This window comes from Pseudomonas sp. BMS12 (assembly GCF_001592875.1).
Classification (GTDB): domain Bacteria; phylum Pseudomonadota; class Gammaproteobacteria; order Pseudomonadales; family Pseudomonadaceae; genus Aquipseudomonas.
The window spans coordinates 16,994-29,485 of the sequence record NZ_LSOF01000023.1 but is presented as its reverse complement, the minus strand read 5'-3'; the positions used below and the strand labels follow the sequence as shown (position 1 = coordinate 29,485).

9 protein-coding genes and 1 tRNA gene are annotated in these 12,492 nt (G+C 65.0%); 3 read left to right on the top strand and 7 right to left on the bottom strand.

Annotated features, from left to right (window positions below; translation table 11 throughout):
* Position 1 precedes the first annotated feature (1 nt).
* Both AYB31_RS19415 and AYB31_RS19410 read right to left on the bottom strand, forming a co-directional pair.
* Positions 2-74: transfer RNA gene (locus tag AYB31_RS19415), tRNA-Asn, on the bottom strand.
* 70 nt (positions 75-144) lie between these two features.
* Positions 145-1,341 (bottom strand): amino acid aminotransferase, encoded by a 1,197-nt coding sequence (locus AYB31_RS19410; RefSeq protein WP_068830667.1) that lies wholly within the window; start codon positions 1,339-1,341, stop codon positions 145-147.
* Positions 1,342-1,517: 176 nt separating this feature from the next.
* Here AYB31_RS19410 and uvrB point away from each other — a divergent pair, with 176 nt between their 5' ends.
* Positions 1,518-3,533, top strand: a complete 2,016-nt coding sequence (gene uvrB, locus AYB31_RS19405) for an excinuclease ABC subunit UvrB (protein ID WP_068830666.1) — start codon at positions 1,518-1,520, stop codon at positions 3,531-3,533.
* Positions 3,534-3,545: 12 nt separating this feature from the next.
* Here the strand turns inward: uvrB and AYB31_RS19400 are convergent, their stop codons facing one another.
* From AYB31_RS19400 to AYB31_RS19380, 5 genes are all read right to left on the bottom strand, one after another.
* Positions 3,546-4,472, bottom strand: coding sequence for a GGDEF domain-containing protein (locus AYB31_RS19400; protein WP_068830665.1), 927 nt, complete (start codon positions 4,470-4,472; stop codon positions 3,546-3,548).
* A gap of 209 nt (positions 4,473-4,681) precedes the next feature.
* Complete coding sequence (locus tag AYB31_RS19395; protein WP_068830664.1) at positions 4,682-5,422, bottom strand: YciK family oxidoreductase; 741 nt, start codon at positions 5,420-5,422, stop codon at positions 4,682-4,684.
* Between the two features lie 54 nt (positions 5,423-5,476).
* Positions 5,477-6,148 (bottom strand): N-acetylmuramic acid 6-phosphate phosphatase MupP, encoded by a 672-nt coding sequence (gene mupP, locus AYB31_RS19390; protein ID WP_068830663.1) that lies wholly within the window; start codon positions 6,146-6,148, stop codon positions 5,477-5,479.
* Positions 6,149-6,153: 5 nt separating this feature from the next.
* The gene (gene ubiG / locus AYB31_RS19385) at positions 6,154-6,852 is read right to left on the bottom strand and encodes a bifunctional 2-polyprenyl-6-hydroxyphenol methylase/3-demethylubiquinol 3-O-methyltransferase UbiG (protein WP_068830662.1); all 699 of its coding nucleotides are present in this window, start codon (positions 6,850-6,852) and stop codon (positions 6,154-6,156) included.
* A gap of 37 nt (positions 6,853-6,889) precedes the next feature.
* Positions 6,890-8,218: a TRZ/ATZ family hydrolase gene (locus AYB31_RS19380; protein WP_068830661.1), complete on the bottom strand. Its 1,329-nt coding sequence runs from the start codon at positions 8,216-8,218 to the stop codon at positions 6,890-6,892.
* A 200-nt stretch (positions 8,219-8,418) separates the two neighbouring features.
* Between AYB31_RS19380 and mtnA the strand changes: the two genes are divergently transcribed.
* A complete protein-coding gene (gene mtnA, locus AYB31_RS19375) occupies positions 8,419-9,495 on the top strand; it encodes an S-methyl-5-thioribose-1-phosphate isomerase (protein ID WP_068830660.1) in 1,077 nt (358 codons plus the stop codon).
* 213 nt (positions 9,496-9,708) lie between these two features.
* Positions 9,709-12,486 (top strand): DNA gyrase subunit A, encoded by a 2,778-nt coding sequence (gyrA, locus tag AYB31_RS19370; protein ID WP_068830659.1) that lies wholly within the window; start codon positions 9,709-9,711, stop codon positions 12,484-12,486.
* Positions 12,487-12,492 lie beyond the last annotated feature (6 nt).

Here is a 12,492-nt window from a genome sequence, read left to right as displayed (position 1 = left end):
GCTCCGCGACCTGGACTCGAACCAGGGACCCAATGATTAACAGTCATTTGCTCTACCGACTGAGCTATCGCGGAACAGCGGTGCGTATCCTACTGATTAAGAAAGAGAAGTCAACACTTTCGATGTCGACTTCTACGGTCATTTTCAGAGTACCTGGGCGATGGCGCGGGTCACTGCGTCCAGGTTGTTGCGGTTCAGGGCGGCGACGCAGATACGGCCAGTGCCGACGGCATAGATGCCGAACTCGTTCTTCAGGCGATCCACCTGCTCGGCGGTGAGGCCGGAGTAGGAGAACATGCCGCGCTGGCGGGCGACGAAGGTGAAGTCGCGTTTGGCGCCGAGGGCGGCGAGCTGCTCGACCATGGCCAGACGCATGCCATGGATGCGCTCGCGCATCTCGCCCAGCTCTTCTTCCCACAGTGCGCGCAGCTCGCTGCTGCCGAGCACGCTGGCAACCACGGTGGCGCCGTGGGTCGGTGGGTTGGAGTAGGTGGTGCGGATCACGCGTTTGACCTGCGACAGCACGCGGCTGGCTTCTTCCTTGCTGTTGGTGACGATGGACAGTGCGCCGACACGCTCGCCATACAGAGAGAATGATTTGGAGAAGGAGCTGGACACGAAGAACTGCAGGCCGGATTCGGCGAACAGGCGCACGGCGAAGGCGTCCTGTTCGATGCCTTCACCGAAGCCTTGATAGGCGATGTCGAGGAAGGGCACGTGTTCGCGCTCGCGCAGCACTTCCAGCACGGCTTTCCAGTCGTCCAGGGCCAGGTCGACACCGGTCGGGTTGTGGCAGCAGGCGTGCAGGACGACGATGGAGCGGGCCGGCAGGGCCTTGAGGTCTTCCAGCAGGCCGGTGCGGTTCACGCCGTTGCTGGCGGCGTCGTAGTAGCGGTAGTTCTGCACCGGGAAGCCGGCGGACTCGAACAGGGCGCGGTGGTTCTCCCAGCTCGGATCGCTGATGGCGACCACGGCGTCTGGCAGCAGGCGCTTGAGGAAGTCGGCGCCGGTCTTCAGGGCGCCGGTACCGCCGACGGCCTGGGTGGTGACCACGCGATTGTCGGCCAGCAGTACGGAGTCCGCGCCGAACAGCAGCTTCTGCACGGCGCCGTCGTAGGCGGAAATGCCTTCGATCGGCAGGTAGCCGCGCGGTGCGTGCGCCTCGATGCGGGCCTTCTCGGCCTCGGCGACGGCACGCAACAGGGGAATTCGGCCCTCCTCGGTGAAGTAGACGCCTACTCCCAGGTTGACCTTGTTCGGACGGGGGTCGGCATTGAAGGCTTCATTCAGGCCCAGGATCGGGTCGCGCGGCGCCATTTCGACGGCGGAGAACAGACTCATGATTGCGGCAGCTCGAGGAGGAGGGTGGGAGACCGGCAACACCCGGTGCGGAATCGCGTTAGGGGGTTGCGTAACGGGCCGGTATTATAGCGGCCCAGGTTGTGCGCGGCGACAGCGCCAGTGCGCATTCAGAAGCTATGACGTCAGCCGTTGCCGCGCGTCACAGAGGACTGTCCATGTCGGAGTTTCAGCTTGTCACCCGTTTCAAGCCCGCCGGCGATCAGCCGGAGGCCATCCGCCAGATGGTCGAGGGCCTGGAAGCCGGTCTCTCGCACCAGACCCTGCTGGGTGTGACCGGCTCGGGCAAGACCTTCAGCATCGCCAACGTGATCGCCCAGGTGCAGCGGCCGACCCTGGTGCTGGCGCCGAACAAGACCCTGGCTGCGCAGTTGTACGGCGAGTTCAAGAGCTTCTTTCCGAACAACGCAGTGGAGTATTTCGTCTCCTACTACGACTACTACCAGCCGGAAGCCTATGTGCCGTCGTCGGATACCTTCATCGAGAAGGATGCGTCGATCAACGACCATATCGAGCAGATGCGCCTGTCGGCGACCAAGGCGCTGATCGAGCGCCCGGATGCCATCGTGGTCACCACGGTGTCCTGTATCTACGGTCTCGGCAGCCCCGAGGAGTACCTGAAAATGGTGCTGCACCTCGACCGCGGCGACAAGATGGACCAGCGCGACCTGCTGCGCCGCCTGGCCGAGTTGCAGTACACCCGCAACGACATGGACTTCGCCCGCGCCACTTTCCGCGTGCGTGGTGATGTGATCGATATCTTCCCGGCCGAGTCGGACCTGGAGGCCATCCGCGTCGAGCTGTTCGATGACGAGGTGGAAAGCATCTCGGCCTTCGACCCGCTGACCGGCGAGGTGATCAAGAAGCTGCCGCGCTTTACCTTCTACCCCAAGAGCCACTACGTGACCCCGCGCGAGACCCTGCTGGGGGCGGTGGAAAAGATCAAGGAAGAGCTCAAGGAGCGCCTGGACTACCTGCGCGCCAACAACAAGCTGGTCGAGGCGCAGCGCCTGGAACAGCGCACCCGTTTCGACCTGGAGATGATTCTCGAACTGGGCTACTGCAACGGCATCGAGAACTACTCGCGCTACCTGTCCGGGCGTGGCCCCGGCGAGCCGCCGCCCACTCTTTATGACTACCTGCCGGACAAGGCCTTGCTGGTGATCGACGAGTCCCACGTCTCGGTGCCGCAGGTCGGCGCCATGTACAAGGGCGACCGTTCGCGCAAGGAAACCCTGGTGGAGTACGGCTTCCGCCTGCCGTCGGCGCTGGACAACCGGCCCATGCGCTTCGAGGAATGGGAGGCGGCCAGCCCGCAGACCATTTTCGTCTCCGCCACGCCTGGGCCCTACGAGGCCGAGCATGCCGGGCGGGTGATCGAGCAGGTGGTGCGTCCCACCGGCCTGGTCGACCCGCAGATCGAAGTGCGCCCTGCGCGCACCCAGGTCGACGACCTGCTCTCGGAGATTCGCAAGCGCGTGGCCGTCGAGCAGCGCGTGCTGGTGACGACTCTGACCAAACGCATGGCCGAGGACCTTACCGACTACCTGGCCGACCATGACGTCAAGGTGCGCTACCTGCATTCGGACATCGACACGGTGGAGCGGGTGGAGATCATCCGTGACCTGCGCACCGGCGCCTTCGATGTGCTGGTGGGCATCAACCTGCTGCGCGAGGGGCTGGACATGCCCGAGGTGTCACTGGTGGCGATCCTCGATGCGGACAAGGAGGGTTTCCTGCGTTCGGAGCGCTCGCTGATCCAGACCATCGGCCGCGCTGCGCGCAACCTCAACGGCAAGGCGATTCTCTACGCCGACAACATGACCGGTTCGATGGAGCGTGCCATCGGCGAGACCGAGCGGCGGCGCAATAAGCAGATCGCCTTCAACGAGGCCAACGGCATCGTGCCGAAAGGCGTGCAGAAGGATATTCGCGACATTCTCGAGGGCGCCGTGGTGCCCGGCGCGCGCAGCAACAAGCGCAAGGCTGCGGCTAAAGCGGCGGAGGAGAGTGCCCGTTACGAGGCCGAGCTGCGCTCGCCGAGCGAGATCGGTAAACGCATTCGCCAACTGGAAGAGAAGATGTACCAGCTGGCGCGTGATCTGGAGTTCGAGGCTGCGGCGCAGCTGCGCGACGAGATCCAGAAACTGCGCGAGCGCCTGCTGCAGGTCTGAGTCGGGCCGGCCTCAGCCGGCCATGGACAGGCGATTGCGGCCTTCGCGCTTGGACACGTACAGCGCGTTGTCGGCGCGGCGCTGCAGGCTGTCGGTCGACTCGCCCGGTAGCAGAGTGGCGCAGCCGAGGCTGATGGACAGCTCCAGCGCTTGGCCTTCGACCAGGTACTGCAGGCCCAGTACGGCCAGGCGCAGGCGTTCGCCGACCATCTGCGCGGCTTCGCGGCTGGTGTTGGACAGCAGTACCAGGAACTCTTCGCCGCCGTAGCGGAAGACCATGTCGATATTGCGCAGGCTGTCTTTCAGTGAGGCGGCGATGGCCTTGAGTACCTCGTCGCCAGTGCCGTGGCCGAAGCGATCGTTGATCGCCTTGAAGTGATCGATATCCAGCATCAGTACCGACAGCGGCTGCAGGTTGCGCCGGGCTAAGTCGATCTCGCGCTGCAGGGCCTGGTTCATGGCGATGCGGTTACCGGTTTCGGTCAGCGGGTCGCGCAGGGCGCTCTGCAGGGCCGAGCGGTAGAGCAGGGCGTTGCGCAGGGGGAACAGCAGGCTGGCCAGTAGCGACTCGAGCTGGCCCAGCTCTTCCTCGCTGAAACGCTGATTGCGCCGGAAGATCAGCTCGCCCAGGTACTCGCCCTCGTGACTCAGGCGGTAGCCGGCCGAATGGCTGGCGCGCTCGCCCAGCTCCAGGCGCATGTCGCACGCGGGCAGCTGGTAGCTGAGGGCGTCGAGGGCAACCAGGCGCTGCACTTCCTGGAAGAACAGGCCAAGGATGCGATCCACTTCCAACGAGGTTTGCAGCTGCAGACCGAGCTGCTGGCGCAACTGTGCCAGGCTGGTCGGCTTGGTGGCCTGCTGGTTGCGGCGGGCGTAGCCCAGGCGCTGCAGTTTGGCGGCATCGAAGTCGATGGTGTTGGATTGATTGTGCGGAACCATGGGGCTGAACCTCTGGCGCAAAGCGCATTGACGCGAGGGGTAAAGCGAGTTCCGTGCCAATCAGTAAAAGATTATTTAAATCAATGATTTATTTTGATTTTTAGGCGGCTGCCGGCAAGCTATTGCCGGTTGTTTGGCGCGCCGTGCTGGCAAAGTGATGCCGCTTTTTCATGGGCTGCCGGAAAACCGGCGGCCCACGCTTCTACGGCTTACTGGGCGTCGAATGCCTGGCCGTTGCGGCCCTGGCTGTCGGGGCCCATCAGGTAGAGGTAGACCGGCATGATCTCCTCCGGCAGCGGGTTGTTCGCCGGATTCTCTCCGGGGTAGGCCTGGGCACGCATGCCGGTGCGGGTGGCGCCGGGATTGACGCTGTTGGCGCGAACCTTGGCGACGCCGTCCACTTCGTCGGCGAGGACCTGCATCAGGCCTTCGGTGGCGAACTTGGACACCGCATAGGCGCCCCAGTAGGCGCGGCCCTTGCGCCCGACACTGCTGGAGGTGAAGACCACCGAGGCGTCGTCCGACAGCTTGAGTAGCGGCAGCATGGTGCTGGTCAGCATGAACATGGCGTTGACGTTGACCTGCATGACACGCATGAAGTTGTCGCCGGACAGTTGCTCCAGGGGCGTGCGTGGCCCGACGATCGCGGCGTTGTGCAGCAGGCCGTCGAGGCGGCCGAACTCGGCCTCCACGGTGGCGGCCAGTTCGTCGTACTGGTGCGCCAGGGCGGTTTCCAGGTTGAAGGGGATCACCACGGGCTGTGGATGGCCAGCGGCTTCGATCTCGTCATACACCTGGTTGAGGTTGTCTTCGCTCTTGCCCAGCAGCAGCACGGTTGCGCCATGGGCGGCATAGGTCTTGGCGGCGGCGGCACCGATGCCGCGGCCGGCGCCGGTGACCAGAATCACACGGCCCTTGAGCAGGTCGGGGCGGGCTTGGTAGTCGAACATGGCTCGTATCTCGTGAGGGCGTAGGTCAGGTTGGGCGCAGTGAAGCCCAACGAATCAGCAGCTGCAGAGCGCGCTATCCAGCACTGCGCGCAGCTCCAGGGGATGATCCACCACCACATCGGCGCCCCAGTGGCGCGGATTGTCTTCGGGGTGGATGTAGCCGTAGGTGACGGCGGCGGTCTTGCAGCCGGCGGCGCGGCCGGCCTCGATGTCGCGCTCGTCGTCGCCGACGAACAGCACGTCGGAAGGGGCGATGCCCATCTGCTCGCAGGCCAGCAGGAGCATGTCCGGTGCCGGTTTGCTGCGCTCCACGTGGTCGGGGCAGAGCAGCACGGCCGAGCGCTCACTCAGCCCAAGCTGCTGCATGATCGGTTCGGCGAAAACCACCGGTTTGTTGGTCGCTACGCCCCAGATCAGGCGCGAGCGCTCGATGTCGGTGAGCAGCTCCAGCATGCCGTCGAAGGGTTTGCTGAATACGGCGCAGTGCTCGCGGTAGCGTTCGAGGAACTCCAGGCGCAGGGCCTCGAAGCCTTCGGCGCCAACTTCCAGGTCGAAGGCTGCGCAGACCATGGCGCGGGCGCCGCCGGAGATGACGTCGCGGACTCGTTGCTCATCCGCTGGGGGCAGGTCGCGGGCGCTGCGCATGGCTTGGCACACGGCGACGAAGTCCGGCGCGGTGTCCAGCAGGGTGCCGTCCATGTCGAAGAGAACTGCTCGCAAGGCCATGCCGGTTACTCCTCGCGCAGGGTCTGGATCATGTAGTTGACGTCCACGTCCGCCGCCAGCTTGTAGTGCTTGGTCAGTGGGTTGTAGGTCAGGCCGATGATGTCCTTGACCTGCAGGCCTGCGGCGCGGCTCCAGGCACCCAGCTCGGAGGGGCGGATGAATTTCTTGAAATCATGGGTGCCGCGCGGCAGCAGGCGCATCACGTACTCGGCGCCGACGATGGCGAACAGGTAAGCCTTGGGGTTGCGGTTGATGGTGGAGAAGAACACCTGGCCGCCGGGCTTGACCATTCGGTAGCAGGCGCGGATCACCGAGGACGGGTCGGGCACGTGTTCGAGCATCTCCAGGCAGGTGACCACGTCGAACTGGCCGGGCATCTCCTCGGCCAGGGCTTCGGCGGTGATCTGCCGGTACTCCACCTCCACACCGGATTCCAGCTGGTGCAGCTGGGCCACGGCCAGCGGCGCCTCGCCCATGTCGATGCCGGTCACTGTGGCGCCGCGCTGAGCCATCGCTTCGCTGAGGATGCCGCCGCCGCAGCCGACGTCCAGCACCTTCTTGCCGGCCAGGCCGACACGTTCGTCGATCCAGTTGACGCGCAACGGGTTGATGTCGTGCAGCGGCTTGAACTCGCTCTCGCGATCCCACCAGCGGTGGGCGAGGGCCTCGAATTTGGCGATTTCGGCGTGGTCGACGTTGCTCATGATGTGCTCTTGGAAATAAAGGGGCTCGAAAACGGATTCAGTGCTTGGCGGCGATGCGTTCGCCCCAGGCGCGGGTATTGGCAATGATGCGCTGCTCGTCCAGGCGGGTCAGCCGGCCGTCGTCGAGCAACTGCTTGCCGCCAACCCAGAGGTGCTTCACGCAGCTGCGTGCGCCGGTGTAGATCAGTTGCGAGACCGGGTCGTAGACCGGCTGCTGGGCCAGGCCCGACAGGTCGAAGGCGACCAGGTCCGCCAGCTTGCCCGGCTCCAGCGAGCCGGTGTCCTGGTCCAGGCCGAGGGCGCGGGCGCCGTTGAGGGTGGCCATGCGCAAGGCGCTGTGGGCGTTCAGGGCGGTGGCGCTGCCGGCCACGGCCTTGGCTAGCAGGGCTGCGGTGCGGGTTTCGCCAAGCAGGTCGAGGTCGTTGTTGCTGGCTGCTCCGTCGGTGCCGATGGCCACGTTGACGCCGGCCTGCCAGAGCTTCTCCACCGGGCAGAAGCCGCTGGCCAGCTTGAGGTTGGACTCGGGGCAGTGGATCACGCTGCTGTTGCTCTCCACCAGCAGCTCCACGTCGGCCTCATCTATCTGGGTCATATGCACGGCCTGGAAACGCGGACCGAGCAGGCCAAGGCCTGCCAGGCGCTGCAGCGGGCGCACGCCGTGCAGTTCCAGGCTCTGCTGCACCTCGAAGGCGCTCTCATGAACATGCATGTGGATGCCGGCGTCCAGCTCCTCGGCCAGCATCAGCACGTTGCGCAGCCTGTCGTCGTTTACCGAGTAGGGCGCGTGGGGGCCGAAGGCGATCTTGATGCGCGGGTGCAACTTGAGGTCGTCGAACAGGCGCAGGCCCTTGCGCAGCGCTTCCTCGGCGTCGCGTGCGCCGGGGGTGGGGAAGTCCAGTACGGGGATGGTCAGCTGGGCGCGAATGCCGCTGGCATGTACCAGCTCGCTGGCCACTTCCGGGAAGAAGTACATGTCGGAGAAGCAGCTGATACCGCCCCTGAGCTGCTCGGCGATGGCCAGTTCGGTGCCGTCGCGGACGAAATCCTCGTTGACCCACTTGGCTTCGGCCGGCCAGATGTGCTCCTGCAGCCAGCTCATCAGCGGCAGGTCGTCGGCCAGGCCGCGGAACAGCGTCATGGCCGCATGGCCGTGGGCATTGACCAGGCCAGGGCTGAGCAGGCAGTCGGGCAGCTCGCGCACTTGCGTGGCGGGGTGGCGCAGGGCCTCGGCGCGCGGCGCGATCAGGGCGATGCGGCCGTCGCGAATGCCCAGGCCGTGATCCCTGAGCACCACGCCAGCCGGCTCGACCGGCACCAGCCAGGTGGGCAGGAGCAGCAGATCGAGCGGCTGGCGCTGGTCAGGCATGGCATTTATCCGGGCAAATAAAAAGTGGCGGCAGTATAACTGAGAACCTATCCGTGATCTGCTGCGTGTCCGCCCTGGCCTGCTGCTTGCGCGCATTTGTCGCTGTGGGGGCGTTTGTGCCGGGCGGTCCAAGGTTCTGCGCCACGGCGCTGGCGACTCGTTATAATCCGCGGCTTTTTGTTTCACCTTGTGGGGATGTCATGCGCGACGAACTGTTGGCGGCGGAGAAGGTTAAGGCCATCGAGTGGCGCGAGGGCAGCTTGCTGCTGCTGGATCAGCGCCTGTTGCCGCGCGAGGAGCAGTGGCTGGCCTACGATTCGGCGGCCGGAGTGGCGGAGGCCATTCGTCACATGGTGGTGCGCGGCGCGCCGGCCATAGGTATCGCCGCCGCTTTCGGCCTGGTGCTGGGCGCGCGGGCGCGGCTGGCGGCCGGTGGCGACTGGCAGGCGGCGCTGGAGGAAGACTTCAGGGTGCTGGCTGATTCGCGGCCCACGGCGGTCAATCTGTTCTGGGCGCTGGAGCGCATGCGTGAGCGGGTGCAGCGCCTGAAGGCCGGCGATGATGCGCTGGCCGCCCTGGAGGCCGAGGCGGTTGGCATCCTGGAGAGCGACCGCGAGGCCAACCTGACCATGGCGCAGCTGGGGATGGAGCTGATTCGCAAGCACGAGAGCGGCCCACAGAAACTGCTCACCCACTGCAATGCCGGCGCCCTGGCGACCGGTGGCTTCGGTACGGCGCTGGGGGTGATTCGCGCCGCCCATCAGGCCGGGCTGGTCGGGCGAGTCTACGCCGGCGAGACGCGGCCCTGGTTGCAGGGGGCGCGCCTGACCGCCTGGGAGTTGGCCGGCGAAGGGGTGCCGGTCAGCCTAGCGGTGGATTCCGCTGCCGCCCACTTGATGAAGACCGAGAACATCACCTGGGTCATAGTCGGCGCCGACCGCATTACCGCCAACGGCGACGTGGCCAACAAGATCGGCACCTACCAGCTGGCGATCAATGCCATGCACCACGGCGTGCGCTTCATGGTGGTGGCGCCCAGTTCGACCATCGACATGAGTCTGGAGGATGGCGAGGACATTCCCATCGAGGAGCGCGACGGTCGCGAACTGCTTGAGGTGGCCGGTCAGCGCGTCGCCGCCAATGTCGATGCGATCAATCCGGTCTTCGATGTCACTCCGGCAGACCTGATCGATGTGATCGTCACCGAAAAGGGCGTGGTCGAGCGGCCGGATGCGGCGAAAATGGCACAACTCATGTGCCGCAAGCGTCTGCACTGAGCCGGCTGGGCGGGGTAGGTGCCGGGCGTGTGCTGTGGTAAGCTCCGGCAGTTTTCCGACGGCCCCGTGCGGGTCGTCCCACTAGCGCGAATTGTTGGCTTAACTCGTTGATTTGCTGTGGATCGCTGCCGAACAGGAGTGGTCACGGCGGACTCCGGTCTCGCCCAGGAAGGGTGTGACGGGGTTTCACCAGAATAAGGAACCAGGCTTCTCATGGGCGAACTGGCCAAAGAAATCCTCCCGGTCAATATCGAAGACGAGCTGAAACAGTCCTACCTCGACTACGCGATGAGCGTGATCGTCGGGCGTGCGCTGCCGGATGCCCGTGACGGTCTGAAACCCGTGCACCGCCGTGTGCTCTACGCGATGAGCGAGCTGGGCAACGACTGGAACAAGCCGTACAAGAAGTCCGCCCGTGTGGTCGGTGACGTGATCGGTAAGTACCACCCGCACGGCGACACGGCTGTCTACGACACCATCGTGCGTATGGCCCAGCCCTTCTCCCTGCGCTACATGCTGGTCGATGGCCAGGGCAACTTCGGTTCGGTGGACGGCGACAACGCGGCTGCCATGCGATACACCGAAGTGCGCATGGCCAAGCTGGCCCACGAGCTGCTGGCCGACCTGGACAAGGAAACCGTCGACTGGGTGCCCAACTACGACGGCACCGAGCAGATTCCGGCGGTCATGCCGACCAAGATCCCCAACCTGCTGGTCAACGGCTCCAGCGGTATCGCTGTGGGCATGGCCACCAATATCCCGCCGCACAACCTGAGCGAAGTCATCGACGGCTGCCTGGCGCTGATCGACAACGCCGACCTGACCGTCGATGAACTGATGCAGTACATCCCCGGCCCGGACTTCCCCACCGCCGGCATCATCAACGGCCGAGCCGGCATCATCGAGGCCTATCGCACCGGTCGTGGGCGCATCTACATGCGTGCCCGTGCCACGGTCGAGGACATGGAGAAGGGCGGCAGCCGTCAGCAGATCATCGTCACCGAGCTGCCGTACCAGCTGAACAAGGCGCGTCTGATCGAGAAGATCGCCGAGCTGGTGAAAGAGAAGAAGATCGAAGGCATTACCGAGCTGCGCGACGAGTCCGACAAGGACGGTATGCGCGTGGTCATCGAGCTGCGCCGCGGCGAAGTCGGCGAGGTGGTGCTGAACAACCTCTACGCCCAGACCCAGATGCAGAGCGTGTTCGGCATCAACGTGGTGGCCCTGGTCGATGGCCAGCCGCGCACCATGAACCTCAAGGACATGCTCGAAGTGTTCGTCCGTCACCGCCGTGAAGTGGTGACCCGGCGTACCGTCTACGAGCTGCGCAAGGCGCGCGAGCGCGGGCATATCCTCGAAGGCCAGGCGGTTGCCCTGTCCAACATCGACCCGGTGATCGAGCTGATCAAGGCTTCGCCGACCCCGGCTGAAGCCAAGGAGCGCCTGATCGCCACTGCCTGGGAATCCAGCGCCGTGGAGGCCATGGTCGAGCGCGCTGGCGCCGACTCCTGCCGCCCGGAGGATCTCGACCCGCAATACGGTCTGCGCGAGGGCAAGTACTACCTGTCGCCCGAGCAGGCCCAGGCCATCCTCGAACTGCGCCTGCACCGCCTGACCGGCCTGGAGCACGAGAAGCTGCTGGCCGAGTACCAGGAAATCCTCACCCAGATCGGCGAGCTGATCCGCATCCTGACCAACCCCGAGCGCCTGATGGAAGTCATCCGCGAGGAGCTGGAGAAGGTCAAGGCCGAGTTCGGCGACGCCCGTCGCACCGAGATCATGGCTTCGCAGATGGACCTGACCATCGCCGACCTGATCACCGAGGAAGAGCGTGTCGTCACCATCTCCCACGGCGGCTACGCCAAGTCCCAGCCGCTGCATGCCTACCAGGCGCAGCGTCGTGGCGGCAAAGGCAAGTCGGCCACCGGGGTGAAAGACGAGGACTACATCGAGCATCTGCTGGTCGCCAACAGCCACGCCACCCTGTTGCTGTTCTCCAGCAAGGGCAAGGTTTACTGGCTGCGCACCTTCGAAATTCCGGAAGCATCGCGCGCCGCCCGCGGCCGCCCGCTGGTCAACCTGCTGCCGCTGGACGAAGGTGAGCGCATCACCGCCATGCTGCAGATCGACCTGGAAGCCTTGCGCCAGCAGGCCGCCGAAGAAGGCGAGGAGCTGGACGACAACGACGGCGCGGTGATCGAAGGCGAAGTGGTCGAGGCTGAACCGGCCGAAGACAGCGATGCCGAAGTCGCCGACGACGAGCAGGACGAACCGACCGGTGCCTACATCTTCATGGCCACCGCCTTCGGTACCGTGAAGAAGACCCCGCTGGTGCAATTCAGCAAGCCGCGCTCCAGTGGTCTGATCGCACTGAAGCTGGAGGAGGGCGACACCCTGATCGCTGCGGCCATCACCGACGGTGCCAAGGAAGTCATGCTGTTCTCCGACGCCGGCAAGGTGATCCGCTTCAAGGAGAAGAATGTTCGCACCATGAGCCGTATCGCACGTGGTGTGCGCGGCATGCGCCTGGCTGATGATCAGCGCCTGATTTCCATGCTGATTCCGGAGGCCGGTGCGCAGATTCTCTCCGCCTCCGAGCGTGGCTATGGCAAGCGTACTCCGCTGGAGGATTACCCGCGTCGCGGTCGCGGCGGCCAGGGCGTGATCGCCATGGTGATCAACGAGCGCAACGGCAAGCTGGTCGGTGCCGTACAGGTGCAGGACGGTGAGGAAATCATGCTGATCTCCGACCAGGGCACCCTGGTACGTACCCGTGTCGACGAGGTTTCGCGCTCCAGCCGCAACACTCAGGGCGTGACCCTGATCAAGCTGGCCAAGGACGAAACCCTGGTTGGCCTGGAGCGGGTGCAGGAGCCGTCCGGTGTCGACGAGGACGAGCTGGACACGCTGGAAGGCGAAGCTGGCGAGCACAACGAAGAAGCGGTGACCGTGGCCGAAGAAGGCGCGGAGACCGGCAACAGCGAAGAGTGAGAGAGT